General features: G+C 55.2%; 22 protein-coding genes. 14 read left to right on the forward strand and 8 right to left on the reverse strand.

Translation table 11 applies throughout. The features are described 5' to 3' along the window. Nucleotides 1-56 precede the first annotated feature (56 nt). From Q8W24_RS06960 to Q8W24_RS06970, 3 genes are all read right to left on the reverse strand, one after another. Nucleotides 57-1,256: a leucine-rich repeat-containing protein kinase family protein gene (locus Q8W24_RS06960; protein WP_305474834.1), complete on the reverse strand. Its 1,200-nt coding sequence runs from the start codon at nt 1,254-1,256 to the stop codon at nt 57-59. A 160-nt stretch (nt 1,257-1,416) separates the two neighbouring features. Next, nucleotides 1,417-2,352, reverse strand: a complete 936-nt coding sequence (locus Q8W24_RS06965) for a response regulator transcription factor (protein ID WP_303433187.1) — start codon at nt 2,350-2,352, stop codon at nt 1,417-1,419. Next, nucleotides 2,339-5,731 (reverse strand): ATP-binding protein, encoded by a 3,393-nt coding sequence (locus Q8W24_RS06970; RefSeq protein WP_305474837.1) that lies wholly within the window; start codon nt 5,729-5,731, stop codon nt 2,339-2,341. Before Q8W24_RS06970 ends, Q8W24_RS06965 begins: the two co-directional genes overlap by 14 nt. Before the next feature lie 193 nt (nt 5,732-5,924). On the opposite strand from Q8W24_RS06970, the gene urtA reads away from it, so the two are divergent. From urtA to Q8W24_RS07015, 9 genes are all read left to right on the forward strand, one after another. After that, nucleotides 5,925-7,184, forward strand: coding sequence for an urea ABC transporter substrate-binding protein (gene urtA, locus Q8W24_RS06975; protein ID WP_303433185.1), 1,260 nt, complete (start codon nt 5,925-5,927; stop codon nt 7,182-7,184). A gap of 117 nt (nt 7,185-7,301) precedes the next feature. Continuing rightward, the gene (gene urtB / locus Q8W24_RS06980) at nt 7,302-8,231 is read left to right on the forward strand and encodes an urea ABC transporter permease subunit UrtB (protein WP_303433184.1); all 930 of its coding nucleotides are present in this window, start codon (nt 7,302-7,304) and stop codon (nt 8,229-8,231) included. An 11-nt stretch (nt 8,232-8,242) separates the two neighbouring features. After that, the gene (urtC, locus tag Q8W24_RS06985) at nt 8,243-9,433 is read left to right on the forward strand and encodes an urea ABC transporter permease subunit UrtC (protein WP_303433182.1); all 1,191 of its coding nucleotides are present in this window, start codon (nt 8,243-8,245) and stop codon (nt 9,431-9,433) included. Then, the gene (urtD, locus tag Q8W24_RS06990) at nt 9,420-10,184 is read left to right on the forward strand and encodes an urea ABC transporter ATP-binding protein UrtD (RefSeq protein ID WP_303433181.1); all 765 of its coding nucleotides are present in this window, start codon (nt 9,420-9,422) and stop codon (nt 10,182-10,184) included. Before urtC ends, urtD begins: the two co-directional genes overlap by 14 nt. A 30-nt stretch (nt 10,185-10,214) precedes the next feature. Further along, entirely contained in the window at nt 10,215-10,904 is a 690-nt protein-coding gene (gene urtE, locus Q8W24_RS06995; RefSeq protein ID WP_303433179.1) for an urea ABC transporter ATP-binding subunit UrtE, read from the forward strand. A 28-nt stretch (nt 10,905-10,932) separates the two neighbouring features. Further along, nucleotides 10,933-11,979, forward strand: a complete 1,047-nt coding sequence (locus tag Q8W24_RS07000; RefSeq protein WP_305474839.1) for an aliphatic amidase — start codon at nt 10,933-10,935, stop codon at nt 11,977-11,979. Between the two features lie 12 nt (nt 11,980-11,991). Continuing rightward, complete coding sequence (locus Q8W24_RS07005; protein WP_305474841.1) at nt 11,992-13,176, forward strand: AAA family ATPase; 1,185 nt, start codon at nt 11,992-11,994, stop codon at nt 13,174-13,176. Further along, nucleotides 13,169-14,401, forward strand: coding sequence for a formamidase (gene fmdA / locus Q8W24_RS07010; RefSeq protein WP_303433176.1), 1,233 nt, complete (start codon nt 13,169-13,171; stop codon nt 14,399-14,401). Before Q8W24_RS07005 ends, fmdA begins: the two co-directional genes overlap by 8 nt. 90 nt (nt 14,402-14,491) lie before the next feature. Beyond that, on the forward strand, nt 14,492-14,878 hold the full coding sequence (locus Q8W24_RS07015; RefSeq protein ID WP_303433175.1) for a zinc ribbon domain-containing protein: 387 nt from the start codon (nt 14,492-14,494) through the stop codon (nt 14,876-14,878). 76 nt (nt 14,879-14,954) lie between these two features. Here the strand turns inward: Q8W24_RS07015 and Q8W24_RS07020 are convergent, their stop codons facing one another. The 5 genes from Q8W24_RS07020 to Q8W24_RS07040 all read right to left on the reverse strand — a co-directional run bounded on the left by Q8W24_RS07020 (nt 14,955) and on the right by Q8W24_RS07040 (nt 19,209). Continuing rightward, a complete protein-coding gene (locus Q8W24_RS07020) occupies nt 14,955-15,392 on the reverse strand; it encodes a class II aldolase/adducin family protein (RefSeq protein WP_305474842.1) in 438 nt (145 codons plus the stop codon). Then, nucleotides 15,325-15,687 carry a class II aldolase/adducin family protein gene (locus tag Q8W24_RS07025; protein ID WP_305474843.1) on the reverse strand — a complete coding sequence of 121 codons (363 nt, stop codon included), beginning with the start codon at nt 15,685-15,687 and terminating at the stop codon, nt 15,325-15,327. Before Q8W24_RS07025 ends, Q8W24_RS07020 begins: the two co-directional genes overlap by 68 nt. A 226-nt stretch (nt 15,688-15,913) precedes the next feature. After that, nucleotides 15,914-16,759, reverse strand: a complete 846-nt coding sequence (locus Q8W24_RS07030) for a transporter substrate-binding domain-containing protein (protein WP_303433173.1) — start codon at nt 16,757-16,759, stop codon at nt 15,914-15,916. 36 nt (nt 16,760-16,795) lie between these two features. Next, nucleotides 16,796-17,668, reverse strand: a complete 873-nt coding sequence (locus tag Q8W24_RS07035; RefSeq protein WP_305474844.1) for a phytanoyl-CoA dioxygenase family protein — start codon at nt 17,666-17,668, stop codon at nt 16,796-16,798. Between the two features lie 23 nt (nt 17,669-17,691). Further along, the gene (locus Q8W24_RS07040; RefSeq protein ID WP_305474846.1) at nt 17,692-19,209 is read right to left on the reverse strand and encodes an amino acid ABC transporter permease/ATP-binding protein; all 1,518 of its coding nucleotides are present in this window, start codon (nt 19,207-19,209) and stop codon (nt 17,692-17,694) included. Between the two features lie 432 nt (nt 19,210-19,641). On the opposite strand from Q8W24_RS07040, the gene Q8W24_RS07045 reads away from it, so the two are divergent. From Q8W24_RS07045 to argE, 5 genes are all read left to right on the forward strand, one after another. Then, nucleotides 19,642-20,574, forward strand: a complete 933-nt coding sequence (locus tag Q8W24_RS07045; RefSeq protein ID WP_305474847.1) for a LysR substrate-binding domain-containing protein — start codon at nt 19,642-19,644, stop codon at nt 20,572-20,574. Nucleotides 20,575-20,727: 153 nt separating this feature from the next. Further along, a complete protein-coding gene (locus Q8W24_RS07050) occupies nt 20,728-21,972 on the forward strand; it encodes an NAD(P)/FAD-dependent oxidoreductase (protein ID WP_305474849.1) in 1,245 nt (414 codons plus the stop codon). Nucleotides 21,973-21,985: 13 nt separating this feature from the next. Continuing rightward, nucleotides 21,986-22,432, forward strand: coding sequence for a RidA family protein (locus Q8W24_RS07055; RefSeq protein WP_305474850.1), 447 nt, complete (start codon nt 21,986-21,988; stop codon nt 22,430-22,432). Then, complete coding sequence (locus Q8W24_RS07060) at nt 22,429-23,103, forward strand: DUF1028 domain-containing protein (protein ID WP_305474852.1); 675 nt, start codon at nt 22,429-22,431, stop codon at nt 23,101-23,103. Before Q8W24_RS07055 ends, Q8W24_RS07060 begins: the two co-directional genes overlap by 4 nt. Then, nucleotides 23,096-24,283: an acetylornithine deacetylase gene (gene argE, locus Q8W24_RS07065; RefSeq protein WP_305474854.1), complete on the forward strand. Its 1,188-nt coding sequence runs from the start codon at nt 23,096-23,098 to the stop codon at nt 24,281-24,283. The genes Q8W24_RS07060 and argE overlap by 8 nt, the downstream gene beginning before the upstream one ends. The last annotated feature ends 84 nt before the right edge of the window (nt 24,284-24,367 follow it).

Here is a 24,367-nt window from a genome sequence, read left to right on the forward strand (position 1 = left end):
GTTTTTCCTGTGTTCATCCAATGACCGGAGTCTAGCAGGTTGTTGAAAAGCGGTGTTTATGGAATCAGGCCGTGCAGGTCATCAATAAAATGATCCAGAGCGCGGCGTTCAATGGTGCGAATGCCTTGTTTCTGCTGCGCCGACAAATACTCATACCGGGAAGCCGCGCCAAAATCCCCAAACAGGATATTACCCTCGGCATCAATCAGGGTGTTATGGGCATACAAATCACCATGACACACTTCAGCCTGTTCCAGGTGCGACACAATACTGCGCATTTGCCTAACCATATGCTCGACTTGCCGGGAAGAAAAACGCTGCCCCTGGGTAAAGGTATCCCGGGTACAACTTTGTAAACTGGGTGGCTGGCCAAGATTCTGGTAATGGGCCGGAATCAGTTCCATCACCAATGCGCTCATATTGTTTGCGTTGATACGGGCCATCGCCGTGACAAGGTTTTTATGGGCGGGCACCGACAAACAGGCATCCAGTTCATCCTCAGGGTAGCCATCACTGGTCACATCGCCGTGAAAAACCTTTACCGCAACCCACTGCTCTGACTGCAATATCTCTTGTTGCTCCAGCGATTGCCAATAAGCCCGGGAAATAATTCCGGAAGCACCTCGTCCCAAGGTCTCGGTCAAGGCCAGCGCTTCAGCGTCCACCAACGGAAAATCGGCATGTGTTTGCCTTGGTGCACAAAAAGGATTACCGGCAAAAGCGAACCAGGCGAGCTTGGGTAACGTTAAGGTAACCGCCGGAAATTCTGCCAGTTGGTTGGCAGAGATACGCAACAAGCCCAACTGGGTTAACTGTTGGAAGCTGTCTGGCAAAAACCCGATTCGGTTACCCGCCAAAGCCAGCTTTTCCAGCTTGCCTAACGACCCGATCGATTCTGGCAGACGTACGATGTCATTATCCGTCAGAATCAACCACCGCAGAGTTCGTGGTAAACAGGTCTCGGAGAGGTGATGGATCTGATTGTGTTTGAAACCAACAATCTCCAGCGCGCTACAGCCACCAATACCCTCAGGAAAATGCTGGAAATTATTATTCGAGGCAAACAATATTTTCAGATGGCGCAGGCGCGACAAGTCATCGGGCAAAGCGGTCAGCTGATTATCAGAAAGGTCCAGCACTTCCAGACTGTCGGCCAGGGTAAAAATTTCTTCCGGAAAGGTCTCCAGCGCTTGTGTCAGCTTCAGATGACGACAGCCTTTCAACTCACCATTACGTAACTGTTCAAGGGTTTGCACACCAGCTTCCTTTAATGACTGTTGCTGCTCACTCTATCCATTTGATTTACAAGAGCAAGTTTATACGTTGTCGCTCAGGGAACCATTCGTACACAGTCACCGGGAAACAGGATTCTCAGCCCTCGATCCCTCTGGAGGTTTGCCCAAATGCCACAGGAACTCACAACCGGCTCAGATACCCCAGGCTGAGCGCAGCAGCCGAAGTGCGGTTCTCAACCCCCATTTTACGGAAGACCGTTTCAAGGTGCTTGTTGACCGTGCGCGGGCTCATGGTCAGGATGCGGCCGATTTCCTGGTTGGTTTTACCGCGCGACAACCACAGCAAGACTTCGGCCTCGCGTACCGTTAATTGAAAATGGTCACGCAGCGTCTGGCGCAGCGAGATTTCATCATCATCCACCAGCCGCAATAAATATTCGCCCGGTGCTGGTAAACCCAGAAATTTCACCAGAAACTGCCCTGCATTCTGCTCTACCCGGACTTGCTGAAAGCGTTCCGGAGCACTGGCAAACCAGCTCGCCAACGCGGCACTGGTCGCCTCCTGAAACGCCTGTTCGGACAAACCGGATTTGGCCAAGACTTCGATGGTGCGGCTGGAACACCACAACAGCTGGCCGTGCACGTTACAGGCAAAGGTTGGCTGGCCAATTTCATTCAGCGAACCGATTGCCCGGCGCGTCTTGCGGGCATTGCTGATATGAACCTGCACCCGGGCCAGCAATACATCCAGATTCACGGGTTTGGTGACATAATCCACGCCGCCGGATTCCAACCCTCGGACCACATCCATGCTGTCGCTTAACCCGGTCATAAAGATCACGGGAATACCTTCGAGATCAGGATCTTTTTTTAACGCCTCACAGGCTTCAAAGCCGTCCATGTTCGGCATCATGGCATCCATTAGAATCAGGTCGGGCATCATTCTTTCGGCCACGGCGAGGGCTTGCAAACCATCCATGGCCACCAACACCGTATACCCGGCCTGCACGAGCATTTCATTCAGCATGCCCAGTGAACCAATGGTGTCATCAGCAATCAGTACCACTCCCTGGGTACTGCTTCCCGATGCCGTGACGCTGACACTATGTTTCATCATTGATCACCTTCTTGGTCAGTGTGATTAGCTCATCGAACCGGAAGGCCGAGAGGCAGTGTCGTACTCGTCGCAGCATGGTCGCAGCAGCGCCCCGCTGCTCCATCTGCTCAAGCACGGCTTCCATGCCCACAATGTGCCCCACTTCGGCAGCCGCCAGCATTTCCCTCGCTTCTGACAACGTCATATCGACAGGGTCGGCACCCGACGGCGCACTCAGCTCAGATGCATCGTCGTCGTATTGCCATTGCAACTGCAGCACTCTGGCAACCATGTCCAGCAACTTGCGATCGCGGATCGGCTTGATCAGATAGCCGTTATTGAGTCGCTCCGCCGGATCACTGGCGTCCCCCTGAGCCAATGCCGACTGCCGATCTTCGGCATCGGCGGAGACCATCACCACCGGGCTGCTGACGCCGTCGTTCCGCAGTTGGCGCAGCAATTGCCACCCGGTCATTCCCGGCATGGATATATCCATCAACAGCAAATCCACCGGCGTTTGTTGCAATACTCGGATGCAGGCACCGGCATCTTCTGCTTCCAGCACTTCGAAACCGACCGGAGTCAGGATCTCGCTGATCAGGCCCCGATGGGTAGGATCATCATCCACCACCAGCAAGGTTTTTTCTGCGCCCTGGTAACCAACAATCTTGCGCTCTGGTGCAATCCCCGGCTCCGGCAGTGCCACACTGGCGAGCATCATCGACAAACGGAACACACTGCCCTGACCAAATTGGCTGTCGACACTGATATCGCCTCCCATGATATCGGCCAGCAAGCGGGAAATGGTCAACCCCAGCCCGGTCCCTGGCGTTTGGGGGACACCGGGCTTGCGAATCCGCTCAAATGGCAGAAAGATCCGCTGCATATCGTGATTGCTGATGCCGGGGCCGCTGTCCGTCACCATGAATTCGGCCACCTGGCTGCGATAGCTGATACTCAGCGACACCGTCCCGGCCCGTGTAAACTTGACCGCGTTGGAAAGCAGGTTGATCAGGATCTGGCGCAGGTGCTTTTCGTCCGAACGGACAATCTGTGGCAGGTATGGGCACAACTGATAGTCAAAACGGACGCCCTTGTCTTCGGCTTGCAGCCGGAACATATCGACCAGCTCATCCAGTAACCGGTGCAGGTCAAACTCATCGCGGTGAATTTCCAGACGTCCTGCTTCGATACGGGAAATATCCAGCAATCCTTCGATCAAATCCGCCAGGTGGTCACCACTGCGATGAATCAGCTTCACCTTGTCCCGTTGCCGCCCGGAAAGCGTTTCGTCCTTTTCCAGCAGCTGGGCATAACCGATGATGGAATTCAGCGGGCTGCGCAACTCATGGCTGATGCCCCCGAGATAGCGGCTCTTGGCGCGATTGGCAGCCTCGGCCAGCTCCGTCGATTCCTGCAGGGCCCGGTCGGTGGCTTCGTGGGCAATAATCTCTTGTTGCAACAGCTCGGTTTGCCGCTGGGATTCGTTCAGCGCAAACAAACGGCTTTCGTTGGCCAGCACAAACAGCCAGATCAACACGCCGATGATGATCAGTAACAGCAGATAAACCTGCGCCAGCGTCCCGGCCAGCAGTGAATGCCCTTCGGCATAGGAGGGAATCTGCGCATACACCAGCCAGAACAGGCCCCCCACGATCGATCCGATTATCGCCATCAACCCGGAAAACTGCAGCAGCCTCGGGTTCATTCGTTCCACCATCCAAACGGGCAAGACCATTTCCAACAGTTGCTGAATCTGGTCGCTCAGTCGTGCGTTGTCTTTGCAAAGGTCGTGGCAACGGGATTCCAGCGTGCAGCACAAGGAGCAGATAGCGCCCTTGTACAACGGGCAGCTGGCAATGTCTTCGGCGTCAAAACGGTTATTACACACCACACACTCACAGACCGCGGAATCCTGGACAATGACATCCCTGGCCAGGTAATAACGTCCGCGTGTCAGTATCGCAATCAGGGGAGACACCAGCAGCGCGGTCGTTAACGCAACATAGGGTGATAACGCTTGAGCGACCGGGCCCAATACCCCCATAAAACTGATCACGCCAATGACCGAGGCCAGCACCATGGCTCCGAAACCCACCGGGTTGATGTCGTACAGATAGGCCCGTTTGAATTCGATATGTTTGGGGCTTAGTCCGAGTGGTTTATTGATCACCAGATCGGCGACCAGCGCCCCGACCCAGGCCACCGCAACGTTGGCATAAATACCCAGAATTCGCTCCAGCGATTCATATACCCCCAGCATCATCAGCAGCAGCGCGATCACGACGTTAAACACCAGCCACACCACCCGCCCCGGGTGGCTGTGAGTCAGGCGGGAAAAGAAATTCGACCAGGCAATCGATCCGGCATAGGCATTGGTGACGTTGATCTTGACCTGACACAGCACCACAAACAGCCCGGTCATGGCCAGAATCGCCATGGGTGAGTCCGTCAGATAACCAAAGGCAATATAATAAATGCGAGTCGGGTCAGATGCCTCGGCAATCGACATGCCTGAACTCACCGCCAGTACCGCGAGGAATGACCCGGCCAGAATTTTCAACATGCCCACCACAATCCAGCCTGGGCCGCCCCCGATCAGTGCCAGCCACCAGCGCAAACGGTTTTTGGGCTGCGGTTCCGGCAGGAAGCGCAAAAAATCAACCTGCTCACCAATTTGCGCAATCAAGGCAAATACCACCGCCGATGCAGCGCCAAAATACATCAGGTCAAAATGCCCATCAGCTCCTTCGACGCCCTGAACCTGCGACATTTCTCCCGGGTAATTCACCCATTCCAGCGCCACCGACCACTCTTGCCAGAGAATGAACACAAACGGCAGCACCTGCAGCACAATCCACAACGGTTGCGTCCACAGCTGAAACCGGCTGATAACGGTAATCCCGTGGGTTACCAGCGGAATCACCAGCAAGGAGCTGAACAGATACCCCGCCCACAGCGGCATACCAAACAGGATATCCATCGCCGAGGCCATGATGGCGGCTTCGATGGCAAAAAAGATAAAGGTAAACGAGGCATAAATCAGCGAGGTGACGGTCGAGCCAATATAACCGAACCCGGCGCCACGGCTGAGCAAATCGATATCCACCCCATAGCGGGCGGCGTAATAGCTGATCGGAATCGAGGTCAGAAAAATAATCGCCGACACCACCATGATGGCAGCAACAGCGGAATCAAAACCGTACATCAGCGTCACGGTGGCCCCAATGGCCTCCATCGCCAGAAATGAAATGGCGCCCAGTGCGGTATTGGAAACCCGGGCCGCTGACCAGCGGCGGGCATCTTTGGCGGTAAAACGTAAGGCAAAGTCTTCCAGTGTCTGGTTTGCGACCCAGCGGTTGTAACTGCGACGACTGGCATACGGCGACGGTTGCGACATGTCTGGTTTATATCCACGGCGATCGTATCGCCTTCCCGAATGAATCAAGACCATAACGACAAGCCTGGCTTGCGGGTATGCGTCAATGTACGTACATCGATGTCACAAGACGCGAATATCCATTCCCCGGCCGATGATGGATGCTGAATAACGTTCCTTACGCCAACAGCAGACCCCATGAAGAGGCCCAATTATGATTTCAAAATCAAGGAATTACGACTCAACCAGAGGTACACGCCGTACCCTGCTACGTCGCATGCTGGCCATTCCGGCCGCCCTGGCGCTGGCACACGTCAGCCTGCCAGCACTGGCTGACAGCGCCAACTCAACCGGCCTTGCCGTGACCGACAGCACCGTCACCGTCGGTATCCTGCACTCCATTACCGGCACCATGGCCATCAGTGAAACCGGTTCGGTACAGGCTGAAAAACTGGCCATCGACCAGATCAATGCCATGGGTGGCGTATTGGGTCGCCAGATTGTATATACCCAGGAAGACGGTGCCAGCGACTGGCCAACCTTTGCCGAAAAAGCCAAGAAACTGCTGGTCCGCGACAAGGTCGCTGCCGTGTTCGGCTGCTGGACCTCGGCTTCCCGCAAAGCCGTATTGCCCGTGTTTGAGCAATACAACGGCATGCTCTACTACCCGACCTTCTACGAAGGACTGGAGCAATCACCCAACGTAATTTATACCGGTCAGGAAGCCACCCAGCAAATTCTCGAGGGTCTCGACTGGGCGGATGATGCCAAAGACGCGAAAAAATACTTTTTATTGGGGTCTGACTACATCTGGCCACGTACCTCCAACAAGATTGCCCGCAAACACATTGAAAGTGTCCTTGGCGACAAAGTGGTTGGCGAAGAGTATTACCCGCTCGGACACACCCAGTTCAACTCGGTTATCAACAAAATCAAACTGAAAAAACCGGATGTCGTCTTTATCTCGGTGGTTGGTGGCTCCAACGTGGCGTTCTACAAGCAGCTGAAAGCCGCGGGCATCGACATGACCAAAGAGAAGCCGCTGTTCCTGACCATTTCCGTGACCGAAGACGAGATCCTCGGCATTGGTGGCGAGAACATCGATGGCATCTACGCCTCCATGAAGTACTTCCAAAGCCTGCCAAACGCCAACAACGAAGCGTTTGTTAAAGCCTTCAAAGCCAAATACGGCGACGACATTGTGATCGGTGACGTCACCCAGGCCGCTTACCTTGGCCCCTGGTTGTGGAAAGCCGCTGTTGAAAAAGCCGGTTCTTTCGATATCGACAAAGTCCGCGCCGCCTCTCCTGACATCGAGCTGACCACCGCTCCAGAAGGTTATGTCCGCATCCACGACAATCATCACCTCTGGTCCAAAACCCGTATCGGCCACGCCCAGCTGGATGGTCAATACAAGGTGGTTTACGAAAGCTCCGAGCTGATCGAGCCTAACCCGTTCCCTGAAGGTTACTAAGCCAGTGTTACCAGGCAAGTGACTCAGCAAGAACCGCAACAAGCGGCCCGCCAGGGCCGCTTCCCCTTCTGCTTATCTTGCTGCTTGTAGCGCTACAACCCACTGGGAGGAAACACCATGTTTGCCGACTACACCATGACCGAGCTGACCTCGATTTTTGCCATGCAGGGCTTTGCCGGTCTCACTCTGTTTTCTGTTTTTGTTCTGATGGCACTGGGGCTGGCGATTATTTTTGGCCAGATGGGCGTCATCAATATGGCCCACGGCGAATTCATGATTCTCGGCGCCTACACCACGTACCTGACGTCCAATGTCTTTTCGTCATACCTGCCGGAATCCCTGTACAGCCTGTATTTTTTTGTCGCCCTGATCCTCGCCTTTCTGGCCGCCGGCGCACTCGGGGCCTTTATCGAATGGGCCATGATCCGGCACCTCTATAAACGCCCACTCGATACGCTGCTGGCCACCTGGGGCCTGAGCCTGATCATGCAACAACTGTATCGCACCATCTTTGGCCCGCGGGAAGTCGGCGTCACCCTGCCCGACTGGCTGATGGGTTCCATCGCCCTGACCGATATGGTGGAAATTCCCATCAACGGCCTGTTTGTGATGGCCATTACGCTGGTGGTCGCCGTTGGTGTGGGTCTGACAATGCAGAAATCCCGACTCGGCAAACAAACCCGGGCCGTGGTGCAAAACCGGCCGATGGCCTCTGCCGTCGGCATCAACACCGCCCGCGTTGACCGCCTGACCTTTGCGCTCGGCTGTGGGATCGCCGGGATCGCCGGAGCCGCCTTTACCATGATCGGTTCAACCGGCCCGACCTCCGGCCAGCTGTACATCGTCGACACCTTTCTGGTGGTGGTTTTTGGTGGCGCATCCAGTCTGGTGGGCACCATCGCATCGGCTTTCACTATCTCTCAGGCGCAATCGACCATGGAATTTTTCCTCAGTGGCTCGATGGCCAAAGTGCTCACCCTGCTCGTCGTCGTTGGCATTTTGATGCTGCGTCCACAAGGGCTGTTCTCTCTCAAAATACGTAAATAAAGAGGTCGCCCATGAACTTTATTGCCCATTTGTTCGCTCGCTACCAGCTCAGCCATATGCTGATTCTGGCGCTGTTGCTGATCGTGGTTCTACCGTTGAGTATGGATATTTTCCGCCTCAACCTGATCGGCAAATATCTGACCTATGCCTTCGTCGCCATTGGTCTGGTGCTGTGCTGGGGCTACGGCGGCATTCTCAGCCTGGGTCAGGGTGTATTTTTTGGCCTTGGCGGTTACTGCATGGCGATGTTTCTGAAGCTGGAAGCCTCCAGCCCGGAAAACACCGCCATCCAGACAACGCCGGGCATCCCGGACTTTATGGACTGGAACCAGCTCACCGAGCTGCCGTGGTTCTGGGAACCCTTCCACAGCTTCGGCTTTACCTTGCTCGCCATTATTCTGGTACCGGCATTTTTCGCCTTTGTGGTGACGGTTGCCATGTTCAAACGCCGGGTTGGCGGGGTGTATTTTGCCATCATCACCCAGGCGGTAGCCGCCATCCTGACCATCCTGATCATTGGCCAGCAAGGCTACACCGGAGGGGTTAACGGCATCACCGACCTGCGCACCCTGCACGGCTGGGATATTCGTACCGACGAAGCCAAGTACATTCTTTATTTCGTCTGCGTGGCCCTGCTGTTTGTCTGTCTGTTTATTGGCAAATACGTCATCAACAGCAAACTGGGACGCCTGTTAGTCGCGATGCGGGAACGGGAAGACCGGGTGCGTTTCTCTGGCTATGACGTCTCGGCATTCAAGATTTTTATCTTCTGTCTGGCTTCGGTGTTCTCCGCCATTGGTGGTGCCATGTTCACCCTGCAGATCGGTTTTATGTCACCCACCTTTGTTGGCATCGTGCCGTCGATCGAAATGGTGATTTTCTGCGCCGTTGGTGGTCGTCTTTCGCTGCTGGGGGCGGTGTATGGCGCTCTGCTGGTCAACGCCGCCAAAACCAGCTTCTCGGAATCCTTTCCGGAGCTGTGGCTGTTTGCCATGGGGGCCTTGTTTATCGGTGTGGTCATGGCCTTCCCGAATGGCCTCGCCGGTGTATGGACAACCTATATCGAACCGCGCCTGCCGGCCCGCTTACGCTCTCCCGTACCGCCCAGCACCATTCCCGCCGTCGCGGTGACGACAACGGCCGAAACCTCATCTACTCCTTCTGCCAACCCCACCGTGGAGCACCGTCATGCTGGAAACTAACAAGCACATTGAGCAGAAGGACTTCGTCCTCAGCGTGGAGGGCCTGACAGTCTCGTTCGATGGCTTCAAGGCCGTCAGCGACCTCTCGCTCTACGTTGAGGAGCAGGAAATCCGCGTCATTATCGGCCCCAACGGTGCCGGTAAAACCACCGTACTGGATCTGATTTGTGGCCGCACCAAGGCCACTGAAGGCTCGATCAAGTTCAAGGGCAAGGAGCTGACCCGCATGAACGAGCACCAGATCGTCCATGCCGGTATCGGCCGCAAGTTCCAGACGCCGTCGATTTACGAAGACCTGACGGTGTTTGAAAACCTCGAACTCTCCTACCCCAGAGGCCGCAACGTCTGGGGAGCACTGACCTTCCGGCGCGACCAGCAGGTGATCGACAAGGTTATCGAAATTGCCGAGATGATCTTCCTTGCCGACAAGCTCGATATGTCCGCCGACCTGCTCAGCCACGGCCAGAAACAATGGCTGGAAATCGGCATGTTGCTGATCCAGGACCCCGAGCTGCTGATGCTCGATGAACCGGTGGCGGGCATGTCGGTTTCTGAACGCCAGCAAACCGCGGCACTGCTGCAAAAAATCACCAAGGACCGTTCAGTGCTGGTGATTGAACACGACATGCAGTTTGTTGCCGACATCGCCGACCGCGTCACCGTCCTGCATCAGGGCAAGGTGCTGTCGGAAGGCTCGATGGAGCGGGTTCAGAACGATCCCAAAGTCATTGAAGTGTACCTGGGCCATTGATCGCCAAGCCGGTAAACGAGGAGATAAACAATGCTTGAGCTAACCGATTACAACGTTGCCTACGGTCAAAGTGACGTGATTCGCAATATGAACCTGAGTGTCGGAGACGAAGAAATTGTCGCCGTGCTGGGCCGTAACGGCATGGGCAAAACCACGCTGATGAAATCGCTGATCGGCATGATTCCGAGCAAGTCCGGAACGGTTGCCCTCAACGGAGTCGACCTGGTGCCACTCCAGAGTTACGAACGCGTCGGCGCTGGTGTCGGCTTTGTGCCACAGGGGCGGATGATTTTCTCCACCATGACGGTGAAAGAAAATATTGAAACCGGCCTCACCTCCACCGGCAAGAATGACATTCCCGAAGATCTCTACGTCATGTTCCCGGTACTGAAAGAAATGCAGCACCGTCGTGGCGGCAACCTGTCCGGTGGCCAGCAACAACAGCTTGCCATCGCACGGGCGTTAGCCAGCAATCCCAGCGTGCTGCTGCTGGACGAACCCACCGAAGGCATCCAGCCCAGCATCATCAAGGAAATGGCGCGCACCCTGCGCACGATCCGCGACCAGCGCAAATTGTCGATCATCGTTTCTGAGCAGGTGCTCAGTTTCGCCCTGGACGTCGCCGATCGCATCCTGGTGATCGAGAAAGGCAACATCGTCCTCGACGTGCCCGTCGAGGAGGCCGATCAGGCCACCATCACCCGCTACCTGTCCGTCTAAACCGAATCTGAGCCAAAGGAGAACAACCATGCGTCATGGTGATATTTCAAGCAGCAACGATACCGTCGGCGTCGCCGTGGTGAACTACAAGATGCCCCGCCTGCACACCAGGGCCGATGTGCTCGACAACGCGGCCAGCATTGCCGAGATGATCCAGGGCATCAAAAAAGGTCTGCCAGGGATGGATCTGATTGTATTTCCGGAATACAGCACCATGGGCATCATGTACGACCACGACGAAATGATGGCCACCGCAACCACCATTCCAGGGCCGGAAACCGATATGTTTGCCGCTGCCTGTCGTGCGGCCAACACCTGGGGGGTGTTTTCCCTCACCGGCGAGCAGCACGAAGAACACCCCAACAAGGCGCCCTACAACACCCTGGTGCTGATCAACAATCTCGGTGACATCGTCCAGAAATACCGCAAATGCCTGCCCTGGTGCCCGATCGAAGGCTGGTATCCCGGCGATCGTACCTACGTCAGTGATGGCCCCAAAGGCATGAAGCTGAGCCTGATCATTTGTGACGATGGCAACTACCCGGAAATCTGGCGCGACTGCGCCATGAAAGGCGCCGAGCTGATTGTGCGCTGCCAGGGCTATATGTACCCGGCCAAAGAGCAGCAGGTGATGATGTCCAAGTCCATGGCCTGGGCCAACAACTGCTACGTCGCCGTGGCCAACGCCGCCGGTTTCGACGGGGTTTATTCCTACTTTGGCCACTCCGCCATTATTGGTTTTGATGGCCGCACCCTTGGTGAATGTGGCGAAGAAGACATGGGCATCCAATACGCCCAGTTATCGCTGTCACAAATCCGCGATGCCCGTAAAAACGATCAGTCCCAGAATCATCTGTTCAAGCTGCTGCACCGGGGTTACACCGGCATGCACGCCTCCGGTGATGGTGACCGTGGCGTTGCCGATTGCCCGTTCGAGTTTTACCGCACCTGGGTCACCGATGCCGAGAAGGCCCGCGACGACGTCGAGGCCATGACGCGCAGCACCATCGGTACGAAAGAATGCCCGGTAGGTGGCATTCCGACACCGGAAAAAACCATGGAATCCGGTTCCTGAGGCGCGACGACCATGGTGTTTATTAACGATCGTCTGCAATCACAACAGCGCCAGTCCCACACCAGTGACGCCACGGCATCCGAACGCCCGGCGCTTTACTCCCGCTTTGCTTTCGAACCGGCGCAGCTGCAACAGCAACTGGAGCGTCATCTGGTGGGGCAGCAGCAAATTATTCATAGCTTGTGCCGCCAGTTGGATGTGCTCAAGGCCGGGCTCAGTGACGATCGTCGCCCACTGCTGACGGCATTGTTCCTTGGCGATACCGGAGTGGGCAAAACCGAAATGGTGCGCCGCATTGCCGAAGCCCTGCATGGTGATGCCAACCACTTCTGCCGCATCGACATGAATACCTTGTCGCAGAGCCATTACAGCGCCGCCATTACCGGGGCGCCGCCGGGCTACGTCGGCAGCAAGGACAACCTGACGCTGCTCAACGAGGAGCTGATCAAGGGCAGCAACAGCCGCCCCGGCATCGTGCTGTTTGATGAAATAGAAAAAGCCAGCCCGGACGTGGTCCGCAGCCTGATGAATATTCTGGATAACGGCGAGCTGACTCTGGCATCGGGTCAGAAAGCACTGAATTTCCGTAACACTCTGGTGTTCATGACCAGCAACCTGGGTTCACGGGCATGGCAGCGCCACCCGCTGCGCCCATGGCTGCCACCCGCATGGCAAGCCAGACTCAAACACCGGTTGCAGCAGCGCGCCCTCGATAATCACTTTGATGCCGAATTCCTCAACCGGATTCATTGCATCGAACGTTTTGCCAGCCTCGGCAGCGAACAACTGCCACAGGTAGTCACCACCCTGCTGAATGAGCTTAACCAGCGTCTGAAAAGACATCAGCTGACCCTGTTGCTCGACGACGCCTGCCTGTTTTGGCTCAGTCGTGGCGACTTTGACCAGCACTACGGTGCCCGGGCCATTCAGCGCTTGTTTCAACGCCAGGTTGTTGTGCCACTGGCCAGCTACCTGCTCACCCTGCCGTCTTGCGCCCATCCTCGCCAGCTGCGCGCCTTGCTACGCAACGACGCCCTGACGTTCAGCGCAGGCCCCATGCCAAGCGCCGCGGCCGACCCGGCCACACACGCTTCAGCGCCTTCACCTTCCAATACCCGCGAAGACGGCCCGGTCGCCGTCGATCCACACGTTTTTTCCAAAGCCGTACTTGCCCATCAAGGAGCTAACCATGACTGATACCATCATCAAAATTGACCTTAACCAGTCTGCTTACGAGAACGACAGCGTCCACAACCGCTGGCACCCGGATATTCCCATGGTGTCTACCGTCAAGCCCGGCGATGACTTTATTATCGAGTGCTATGACTGGACAGGCGGTCAGATCAAGAACGACGACAACGCCGAAGACATCCGTGATGTCGACCTGACCCAGGTGCATTTTCTCTCCGGCCCGGTCGCGGTGGAGGGCGCTCAGCCCGGAGACTTGCTGGAAGTGGATATTCTCGATATCGGTACCTTTGCCGAGCAACAATGGGGCTTCAACGGCTTTTTTGCCAAGACAAATGGCGGCGGTTTCCTGACCGACCACTTCCCGCAAGCGCAAAAATCCATCTGGGACTTTAACGGCATCTACACCAAATCCCGCCACGTTCCCGGCGTTGAATTTGCAGGCATTCTGCACCCCGGCCTGATTGGCTGTCTGCCTTCACGGGACATGCTGGATACCTGGAATCACCGGGAAAAAGAACTGTTTGATACCGACCCGGACCGGGAACCGGCGCTCGCCTGCCTGCCGTACGCCGACACCGCCCATATGGGACGACTGGAAGGGGACGAAAAAGCCGCCGCGGCCGCCGAAGGCGCACGGACCGTACCGCCACGAGAGCACGGGGGTAACTGTGACATCAAAGACTTGACCCGTGGTGCCAAGGTGTATTTCCCGGTCTATGTGGACGGTGCCGGTTTATCGGTTGGCGATCTGCATTTCAGCCAGGGAGATGGTGAAATCACCTTCTGTGGCGCCATTGAAATGGCCGGCTGGATTCATTTGCGCGTCAACCTGATCAAGGATGGCATGGCCAAATACCAGGTCAAAAACCCGATCTTCAAACCCAGCCCTCTGGTTCCCAAATACGATGACTATCTGATTTTTGAAGGTATCTCAGTGGATGATGCCGGCAAACAGCATTACCTCGATACCAGCCTGGCGTACAAGCAAGCCTGTATGAACGCCATCAATTACCTGACCAAATTCGGTTATACCGAAGCCCAGGGTTACGCCATTATTGGCTGTGCACCGATTCAGGGACACATCAGTGGCGTCGTGGATATTCCGAACTCTTGCGCCACCTTGTGGTTACCGACCGATATCTTCGAATTTGATATCAAACCGTCTGCCGATGGCCCCATCAAGCACCTGGATGGCTCCATCGATATTCCCAAAGCAGCCGATCTCGACTGATCCACGCGCCCATTGGCAGTGGCCGGGTAACCGCGCCACTGCTGTTGTTTTCCCATGATGTGCACTGACAGACTGCCGGAGATAGCCACCATGCCCATGTATGACTACAAATGCCCGCACCACGGGGTTTTTCAGGAACTGGCCCCGATGCAAGAGCACGACCAGCCCCAGCCATGCCCTCAATGCCACACCCGTTCGGCCCGGGTCATTGTTTTGCCCCCGGCCATTGCCAAAGTGCTGAAGGAAACCCGCGCCGCCATGGAGCGTAACGAGAAATCCCGCGAAGCACCCGATGTCATGAGCGCCAGCCAGTACCAGGAAAAAGAGCACGAGAAAAAGCAGCAACACCTGTTTGATAACCGTCACAAGCATGACAAGGGCTGCGGCTGTGGCAGCAAACGCAAGAGTAACCTGATGTACACCGCCAATGGCGAAAAGATGTTCCCGGGCATGCGGCCCTGGATGATCAGCCATTGAGGCTGGTTATGGCCCGTGCAGCTCTGCCGTCTGGTGCAAGGCTGCGCGGCAACAAGACGGCCCGGCCCCGGTACCATTAATCCAGCAGCGATGGGTCCTGAGCGATCATCAGCTGCTTCATTTCCTCGAAGTGCTGGCGCGAAAAGTCCGGGATACTTTCCCAGTCCCGTGCTGTTTTCTCCGCCACCTCATCCGGCAGGATATTCAGCGGCTGACCCGTCGACCAGGCGGCCACCAGAATCTGGCAGGCGCGTTCCAGTGTCCAGATATCATCAAACGCCACACCAATATCAGTACTGGTCACCATCACGCCATGATTACCCATCAACAAGCGGCTGTTGTTTTTCAGCAGGCCGGACAAACGCGCCCCTTCTTCCACGGTATTGGCCATGCCGCCAAACAGGGTGTCGACAGACATCCGGTTAAAATACCGGGCGGTGTTCTGATCAATCGCAGGAATGTGCGGGTTCTTCATCGTCGCGATAGCGGTGGTGTACACCGGGTGCAGATGCATCGCAACACGGACATGGGGCAAACGCTGGTGCAGCTGGCCATGGATCGACCAGGCGGGTGGCATCCACTTCAGGCCGTTCGGCGTTGCTGGCATCGTCGGCATCCAGCAACAGCATGTCGCTGGCACAGACGCGGGAAAAATGTTTCCACTTGGGGTTCATCAGAAACTGTTTGCCATCGTCGGAAACGGCGGCACTGAAATGGTTAGCCACAGCCTCATGCATACCCAGGTGGGCAACAATGCGGAGGCTGGCTGCGAGATTGATCCGCAACTGCTCTTCGAGAGAAAGCGACATAGGTTACTCCGGTAAAATGCGTACTTGCGCTATACGTCAATGATGCGTCAGCGTTGATAGGGGCTGCTGTCGATAATGATGTGTTGACTGCCAGCCAATGGGGATTGTTATGGGTAGCCAGGCATCCAGAGCGATTGACGCTGGCTCTTCATACCCGTGGCTCCAACCCTGGATTCTGATGCGGCAACAGCAACCAGAACCCAGTATTGAACCCTCAAAAGCAGGCTTATTTTTTCGGCAACAACGACTCAATATCGGCCGCAGTCGGTGCCTGGAAGTTGTATTTTTTCAATAACGCGGCGTATTCCGGCGTTTTACTGAATTTTTCGATCCCTGCAATCAGGGCGTTGCGAACGATGTCGTTGCCTTTTTTCACCCCGAAACCGTTCAGCACCGGATAAATCAGCGTCCTGGAAGAAATCACAACTCGACCACCCAGTTTCTCCACCACACCCCGAGCAACAGCCGCATCGGTAATCTGGGCTTCTACTGCATGCGACAGCATTGCTTGGGTAGTCTGGGGATCGGTTGGGTATTCACTGATCGCGATTGGCTTCAGTCCATTGGCTTCACAATATTCTACCGACAGCGTCTGCAACTGTTTCAGCCAGGCCGTGCCCGCCATGGAACCAATGCGGTGACCACAGAAATCTTCTGGCATTTCAGGCTGATAGTCACTGCCTTTGATCGACAGAATGGATTCACCACTTTTCAGGTAAGGAATCATGTCGATCACTTTCATACGATCGGCAGTGATGTACATCGACGAGTTGGTGATGTCGAAACGGCCACCCCGCAAACCGGGAATCAGGTTAGCCCAACGAGTATCAATATTAATGGCTTCCCGGCCCATGACCTTGCCAAGCCCTTCCAGGAATTCAATATCGAACCCCTTCGGTTTGTTGTTTTCCATATATTCATAAGGAAAAAAGGTGATATCTGAACCAGCGATGATTTTACCAGGTTCCTTGAACGCCAGGGTGCTGAGGGATGTCAGCGACAGCGCTGCTCCAACAATACCTACGGCGACAGAACGCACCGTTGAACCTGCAGTACGGGCAAAAAACGTCATGATCATTTCTCTCGTGAGTCTATTGGGAATCAGGAATCAGTAGTTGAGCGGATCATTACCCGCCTGTTGCACAAAGAACGAGGCGCCCTTGGGCTTTTCTGGCAGACGCAGGGTATTGTTGGTGCTGCGTATTTCACCACTTTCTTCACCCCATACCAGTTCGCCAGAATGGATGCTCGGCAGCGGGTTGTCCCCATATGGCAAGGCATCTTCAGCGGCGTACACATTGATAAAAATGGTGCGAGGCAACTCGGTTTCATTCGGGCTGGAAGCATGCAACACACGAGTATGCATAAAACACACGGAACCAGCAGGGCCGTAGCAAGAGGTTGGTTGCTGGCAGTGCTCGGCGATCACGGCGTCATCAACCGTGCCGGTAAAGCGGTCATTCTGCCAGTGGGAGAACAGCGGGCCACGATGGCTGCCCGGCACCACTTGCAAAGGACCGTTGGCCGGAGTGACTTCGCTGATCATCAGCAGACAGGTCACCAGATCATCATTGCTGTGGGGGGTAAACGGAAAATCCTGATGCCATTTCACTTCCGTCGCAGTGTGTGGCAGTTTGGAGTTCACCTTGCTGTGGTGCAGGCGGGCACCGCGACTGCCGACCAGCTGACCGGCAATTTGTGCAACCCGTGATTGCAGCGCAATACGCTTGAAGACATCGGAAATCTCGGTCGGCGAGCTGACGCGTCGCAGCGATGGGTGATCCGCTGCGTGGTCACCTTCGATATCAAAACGGGCGCGCCCATCAATCGTTTCACCCCATGGGGTTTCGTGCTTGCGGCTTTCTTCTACCCAACCATCAAATTCGGATTGCAGGGCCGCAACGTCATCCGGGTTCAGTACATTGTTAACAAGCAGAAAACCTTGTTCGTGATATTGGTCTATTTGCCATTGTTCAATCATGAGTCACTCCCAAATATATTAAATCAGGCCAAAGAAACATCTTTCAAAAAGGCATCCACGCGAGGATTCTGGCCACTGCGTAATACCTCGGGCGTGTCGTCACACACCACGCGCCCTTTTTCCATAAAGACAATGCGATCGGATACCTTGAAGGCAAAGTTCATCTCGTGGGTAACAATCACCATGGTGATGCCTTCTCGTGCCAGGTCTTCAATCACCTGCAGCACCTCGTTCACCTTCTCCGGGTCCAGCGCCGACGTCGGCTCATCGAACAACATGATTTGCGGCCGCATCATCAACGCCCGGGCAATTGCGACCCGCTGTTGCTGACCACCGGACAACTGATGAGGGTATTTCCAGGCGTGTTCGAGCATGCCCACCTTGTTCAATAGCTGGTAAGCCTGCATCTCTAGCTCATGCCGGTCGGCGATGCGGTGATAGCAGGGTGCCAGCATCAGGTTATCGAGCACACTGAGGTGTGGAAACAGGTTGAAACTCTGGAACACCATGCCAATCTTGCGGCGATGCTCTGAGTGCTCAACAAAGCGGGACTTATCTGGCCCATGGTGATGCAGCTGCAGAAACGGCTGGCCATTCAGATCGATTTCGCCATGATCCAGTTGCTCCAGACCATTCATCAGCCGAATCAGGGTGGTTTTGCCGGAGCCGGATGGCCCGATGATGGACACCACTTCTCCGGGATTGATGCTCAGGTCGACCGACCCAAGGACTTCAACATTATTGAAGGCCTTGTGTAGCTGCGATACCTGCAACGCCGGGCCATCAAATTCATTGGGTGGTGTCAGAGCGGCTGCTGGCGCCTGAGTGACAGCTGCGGTCAGTGCTGCTGATGGGACCTTGCTTTTCTTGTTGGTCACGTCGAGATAGCCTTCAAGACGCTTCAGCAAAAAATCAAACAAGGTAACGATAAAGACATAAAACGCTGCCACCGCTGCCATGGTTTCCAACACCAGAAAGTTCTGGGAATACAGGCGTTGACCCACCATCAGAATTTCCGTCAGCGAAATCACCGAGACCAGCGACGTCAGCTTGACGATGGAAATATACTCATTGGCAAGGGAGGGTAACGCCACTCGTAATGCCTGGGGAATCACCACCAGCCACTGGATACCCAAAAAACGCACCCCGAGAGCACGGGCCGCTTCACCCTGTCCTTTGGGGATCGACAGCAAACCACCCCGGTGGATTTCAGCAACATAGGCACTTTCGCACAGCACCAGGGCAATCAGGCCAGCCCAGAAAGGATCACTCATGATCACGCTACTGATCGGCAATACCTGCGGCATGTTATAAACAAAAATAAGCAGTACCAGTAACGGCACACTTCGGAACAGCCAGATATAAAAGCTCGCCGGTATATTTAACAGCGGTCGACTGGATTGTTTCCCCAAGGCCAGTAAAAAGCCCACGACAACACTCAACCCCCAACTGGCCAAACTGAGTTTGATAACGGTCCAGGTTGCCAACCAGAAATCGGTTAGACTGAATAGACTGAACATGTAGTCCCAATCAAATGCCATAGGATTATCACCTGATAATAAAATTATAAAACCGTCTATGCTCTCCCAAAGAGCAAGCGGGTTTCAAATAGGTGTAATTACTATGAAGGAATATACAAATCGTAAACAATTATTATTTTTTGAGCTTCTAGATTTAAAAAAAATAGGTAGTATCCAGATCAATTTTTCACAAACCTTTTACGCCCATTACCAAATTGCACCCGAATACATGGCATTTTATGCACCAACAGGAATCACAACGCCCCAAAACAACGCACGCATATTGATTTATTAGTACCATGTCCAAAGCCAAACCGGCATATTTCAGGGCATTCCGGTCCAAATCACTTCCGCTAGCGAACAGGCCAAATCATTCCGATCATGGCATGCCTATTGCAAATAAAAAATATATAGGAACTAATACACTGACAATATTTTATAGATGAATCATCCATGAAAAACTTCACGCTGAAGCAGTTGCACTACTTTACCACGGTCGTTGAAACCCAAAGTATCGCCGAGGCCTCCCGTCGGCTGCACATTGCCCAGCCGTCTATATCTATCGCCATCAAGAACCTTGAAGACACCTTCGACCAGCAGCTGTTGATACGGCATCATGCCCAAGGGGTGTCGCTGACACCAGGAGGTCGCCGCTTTTATGAAAAAGCCAAAGAGCTCCTGCGCCTCTCCTATGAATTTGAGCAAAATTCACTGGCCAGCAGTGACCAGACCTCAGGCAAAATCACGGTTGGCAGCTTTGAATCCGTTGCACCGCTGTATATTCCCCGGCTGATTGCCGGATTCAAGAAAGTGTACCCGGGCATCGATGTACAACTGCATGATGGCGAGCAGCACGAACTGATGATCGGTTTGCACCGGGGCCAGTTTGACCTGGCGTTTCTGTACGACCTGGAGCTGGACAACTCCATCCGACGGGAAGCCCTGAATGCGCCCCATCGCCCCTATGCCCTGCTGCCCATCGGCCATCCGCTGGCCCAGCAGCCGTCAGTGACCCTGACCGAACTGAGCCGGGAGCCTATGGTGTTGCTGGATGTCATTCCCAGCAGAAACTATTTTTTAAGCCTGTTTACCGAAAAAGGACTCCACCCGGAAGTCGCCTACGCTTCGCCGTCTATTGAAATGGTCCGTTGTATGGTGGGTCAGGGACAAGGGTTTTCAATACTGGTTACCCGGCCACTGACCAATACAACCTACGACGGCCAGGAGCTGGCTCATGTGGAAATTGAAGATGAAATGGAAAGCTCTACCCTGATTATGGCTTATCTTAAAAACAATGAACCCACTCACCCTGCCCGCTTGTTTATGGACTATTGCCGTAATTACAATCTGGGCGAATCCACCATAAAAAAAGCTAATAATTATTAGCCTGAGTGATCACTACTGGTGCGAGATATTTTTTCTATCGAGATCGTATATTTATAATAATTTACTGAATTTATTGTCTGCCATAACCTAGCTTTATTCATCCCAAGGTAATAAAGCCTGGCATTTAGAAGGCATGCAGACATGACAGAAAATATGACAAACATCGATACCCTTATCGTTGGGGCTGGTCAGGCAGGCATCGCCATGAGTGAGCATCTGACGCGCCTGGAGGTACCTCATCTGGTTCTGGAAAAGAATCGTATTGCTGAAGCCTGGCGCAGCGTTCGCTGGGATTCTCTGGTCGCCAATGGCCCAGCCTGGCATGACCGTTTCCCGGGCATGACCTTTCCCGGAGCCGATGCTGACAGCTTTGTCCCCAAAGACAAGGTGGCTGATTATTTTGTCTCCTATGCAGAAAAATTCAACGCGCCGATTCGTACCGGCGTCGAAGTCCTGAGCGTCGTGCGCAACGAAGGCGCTGGCGGTTTTACCGTCACGACATCCGACGGCATTATCCAGGCCCAGCGGGTGGTATCGTCCACTGGCCCCTTCCAGATTCCGGTGATTCCTGCCGCGGCCCCGCAAGACCCGGAATTATTGCAGATTCATTCCGCCCACTACCGTAACCCGGAACAGCTGCCAGAAGGTGGGGTACTGGTAATTGGTGCCGGTTCGTCCGGCGTACAGATTGCCGACGAGCTGCAACGGTCAGGCAAAAAAGTATATCTGTCGGTCGGACCTCACGACCGTCCACCCCGCAGCTACCGCGACCGCGACTTTGTGTGGTGGCTGGGTGTGCTGGGTTTGTGGGATGCCGCTGCCAACGAACCCGGTAAGGAACACGTTACCATTGCGGTCAGTGGTGCCCACGGTGGCCAAACCATCGACTTCCGCCAGCTGGCACAACAGGGCCTGAACCTGGTTGGCCGTACTGAGTCTTTCGACAACGGTGTTGCCTGCTTCCGCAACGACCTGGCCGACAATATCAAGGCCGGTGACGCCAATTATCTATCGTTACTCGACCGCGCCGATGCCTACGTCAGCCGTCACGGACTGGATTTGCCCGAAGAACCACAGGCTCGGGAATTCCTTGCCGACCCGGAGTGCATGACCCGACCGACGCTGGAGCTGGATCTCAAGCAAGCAGGTATCACCGCCATTATCTGGGCGACCGGTTATGCCACCGATTACAGCTGGCTGCAGGTCGATGCCTTTGATGACAAGGGACAACCCAAACATCATCGCGGCGTATCCAGCGAGCCTGGTGTCTACTTCCTCGGCTTGCCATGGCTCTCCCGCCGCGGCTCAACCTTTATCTGGGGCGTATGGCATGACGCCAAATACATCGCTGACCAGATCGTTATCCAACGTCAATACCAGTACTACCGTCACAGCTGAAACAGGAATCATCATGGTAACGCATACCCGTATCCGCATGTTCAACACCAAAGAAACCTACCCGAACCAGACGCTGGATAACGATCTATGCCAGGCGGTACGAGCGGGTAATACCGTCTATGTTCGTGGTCAGGTCGGTACCGACTTCGAAGGTAATCTGGTTGGCCTGGGAGACCCGCAAGCCCAGGCCGAGCAGGCAATGAAAAACGTTAAACAGCTACTGGCAGAAGCCGGTAGCGACCTGAGTCATATCGTCAAAACCACGACCTACATTACCGACCCGCGTTACCGTGAGCCGGTGTACCGGGAAGTGGGCCGCTGGCTCAAAGGGGTTTACCCTATCTCTACCGGACTGGTAGTGGCCGGTCTGGCACAGCCTCAGTGGTTGATGGAAATCGACGTCATCGCCGTGATTCCAGACCAGCCATCCAGCCAACCAGCAGACAAGGAGCCAGCATGACCGTCTCCCTGTCCGCCTATTGCCCGGAAACCGGCCAACTGGGCGTAGCAATCAGTTCATCCAGTATTGCCGTTGGCGCCCGCTGCCCCTGGTTGCAAGCAGGCATTGGCGCGGTTTCCAGCCAGAACATCACCTTGCCCGCACTGGGGCCAGCCATTCTCGCCCGACTGGAGCAAAACCAGTCGTCCGAACAGGCCTTGAAAGCTGCTCTGGCCGACGACCGTTTCAGTGCCTATCGCCAGGTGACAGTAATCGACAACAAAGGGGTCAGCGCCTGTTTCAGTGGTACCGAAACCCTCGGCACATCCGCCATGAAACAAGGCCTGCACTGTGTTGCAGCGGGAAACATGCTCGCGAATGACGGTGTTATCGATGCCATGATCAGTGCCTTTGAAGCCTCCTCCGGTGAGCTGACCGGCCGCCTGATCCAGGCGCTGGCGGCCGGGATTGCCCAGGGTGGCGAAGCCGGGCCGGTGCATTCTGCGGCCGTCAAGGTTGTCGATGATTATATCTGGCCGCTGGTCGACTTGCGTGTCGACTGGGCAGACGAGAACCCCATTGGCGTACTCGAACAACTGTGGCAAGACTATGAACCACAAATGCAGGCTTATGTAACTCGGGCACTGGACCCCCGCGACGCCCCCAGCTATGGCGTTCCCGGCGATGAATAACCCGACCACCAGCCAAGCCAGGCCAACACTGAGCGAAGAACTTCGCCATTTGTTGGCCATGCTACTGGCCCACGACACCACCAGCCGCGAGTCCAATCTGGCGCTGATTGAATCAATCCGGGACTACCTCGATCAACAGGGTATCCCATCAGAGTTGATCTTCAACCCAGAGCGCACCAAGGCCAACCTGTATGCCCGGCTTGGCCCGGCTGGGGACGGCGGCGTCATGTTATCCGGCCATACGGATGTGGTGCCGGTGGATGGCCAGTCATGGTCTTACCCACCCTTCCAGCTGACCGAAGACGAGGGCCGTTGTTACGGCCGTGGCAGCGCCGATATGAAAGGCTTTATTGCCTGTGTACTGGAGGCGGTTCCCCGCTTTCAGCAATCCGCCCTGACCATGCCTTTGCATCTGGCTTTCTCATACGACGAGGAAGTCGGCTGCCTTGGCGTACCCGGTTTGATTGACCATATCCAGTCATCACCCGACCATCCTGCCATGTGCATTATTGGCGAGCCAACCAGCATGCAGCCGGTTTATGGTCACAAGGGCAAGGTCGGTATGCGCTGCAAGGTCAAGGGCCATGCCTGCCATTCGGCCTACGCGCCCGAGGGAGTCAATGCCATTGAGTATGCAGCCAGGCTGATCGGCAAGCTGACGGATCTGGCCGAGCCGCTGAAGCAGCAACAGGATCGCCGTTTTGATCCCCCTTACAGCACGCTGCAAACGGGCAAGATCCAGGGTGGCGTGGCGCTCAATATCGTACCGGAAGCCTGCCAGTTTGATTTTGAAATGCGCTATCTGCCCGATACCGATGTCAACGCAACACTGGACAAACTGAAGGACTTTGCCGCTTCAACCCTGCAGCCGGCAATGCAAACCGTGCACCCGGACGCAGGGATTCATTTTGAGATGTTGGCATCCTACCCGCCGTTGCTCACTGATCCGCAATCCCGCTTTGCCCAATGGCTCAGCGAATGGAGCGGCAGCCATGACTTCACCACCGTCGCTTTTGGTACCGAAGGTGGACTGTTCGATCAGGCTGGTGTGGCCACGCTGGTCTGTGGCCCTGGCAGTATGGATCAAGGACACAAGCCGGATGAGTTCGTCACGATCGGGCAGCTTGGGCGCTGTTGCGACATGCTGGAAAACTTGCGTAACTGGATGGTCAGCCACTGAGCCACCCGGATAACGAGGCACCGGCAGCCATTGTGCAGCCGGTGCATTGACTCTGGCCAGAATCACCGCTGGCCGACGCTTGCG

It is taken from the genome of Oceanobacter sp. 4_MG-2023 (assembly GCF_030689165.1).
Lineage (GTDB): Bacteria > Pseudomonadota > Gammaproteobacteria > Pseudomonadales > Oceanobacteraceae > Oceanobacter.

Bases quoted from the DNA above. Each gene is read 5' to 3' on its own strand.
- Q8W24_RS06965 (WP_303433187.1), bottom strand. From the start codon at position 2,352: ATGATGAAACATAGTGTCAGCGTCACGGCATCGGGAAGCAGTACCCAG.
- Q8W24_RS06970 (WP_305474837.1), bottom strand. From the start codon at position 5,731: ATGTCGCAACCGTCGCCGTATGCCAGTCGTCGCAGTTACAACCGCTGG.
- urtA (WP_303433185.1), top strand. From the start codon at position 5,925: ATGATTTCAAAATCAAGGAATTACGACTCAACCAGAGGTACACGCCGT.
- urtB (WP_303433184.1), top strand. From the start codon at position 7,302: ATGTTTGCCGACTACACCATGACCGAGCTGACCTCGATTTTTGCCATG.
- urtC (WP_303433182.1), top strand. From the start codon at position 8,243: ATGAACTTTATTGCCCATTTGTTCGCTCGCTACCAGCTCAGCCATATG.
- urtD (WP_303433181.1), top strand. From the start codon at position 9,420: ATGCTGGAAACTAACAAGCACATTGAGCAGAAGGACTTCGTCCTCAGC.
- urtE (WP_303433179.1), top strand. From the start codon at position 10,215: ATGCTTGAGCTAACCGATTACAACGTTGCCTACGGTCAAAGTGACGTG.
- Q8W24_RS07000 (WP_305474839.1), top strand. From the start codon at position 10,933: ATGCGTCATGGTGATATTTCAAGCAGCAACGATACCGTCGGCGTCGCC.
- Q8W24_RS07005 (WP_305474841.1), top strand. From the start codon at position 11,992: ATGGTGTTTATTAACGATCGTCTGCAATCACAACAGCGCCAGTCCCAC.
- fmdA (WP_303433176.1), top strand. From the start codon at position 13,169: ATGACTGATACCATCATCAAAATTGACCTTAACCAGTCTGCTTACGAG.
- Q8W24_RS07015 (WP_303433175.1), top strand. From the start codon at position 14,492: ATGCCCATGTATGACTACAAATGCCCGCACCACGGGGTTTTTCAGGAA.
- Q8W24_RS07020 (WP_305474842.1), bottom strand. From the start codon at position 15,392: ATGCATCTGCACCCGGTGTACACCACCGCTATCGCGACGATGAAGAAC.
- Q8W24_RS07025 (WP_305474843.1), bottom strand. From the start codon at position 15,687: ATGTCGCTTTCTCTCGAAGAGCAGTTGCGGATCAATCTCGCAGCCAGC.
- Q8W24_RS07030 (WP_303433173.1), bottom strand. From the start codon at position 16,759: ATGACGTTTTTTGCCCGTACTGCAGGTTCAACGGTGCGTTCTGTCGCC.
- Q8W24_RS07035 (WP_305474844.1), bottom strand. From the start codon at position 17,668: ATGATTGAACAATGGCAAATAGACCAATATCACGAACAAGGTTTTCTG.
- Q8W24_RS07040 (WP_305474846.1), bottom strand. From the start codon at position 19,209: ATGGCATTTGATTGGGACTACATGTTCAGTCTATTCAGTCTAACCGAT.
- Q8W24_RS07045 (WP_305474847.1), top strand. From the start codon at position 19,642: ATGAAAAACTTCACGCTGAAGCAGTTGCACTACTTTACCACGGTCGTT.
- Q8W24_RS07050 (WP_305474849.1), top strand. From the start codon at position 20,728: ATGACAAACATCGATACCCTTATCGTTGGGGCTGGTCAGGCAGGCATC.
- Q8W24_RS07055 (WP_305474850.1), top strand. From the start codon at position 21,986: ATGGTAACGCATACCCGTATCCGCATGTTCAACACCAAAGAAACCTAC.
- Q8W24_RS07060 (WP_305474852.1), top strand. From the start codon at position 22,429: ATGACCGTCTCCCTGTCCGCCTATTGCCCGGAAACCGGCCAACTGGGC.
- argE (WP_305474854.1), top strand. From the start codon at position 23,096: ATGAATAACCCGACCACCAGCCAAGCCAGGCCAACACTGAGCGAAGAA.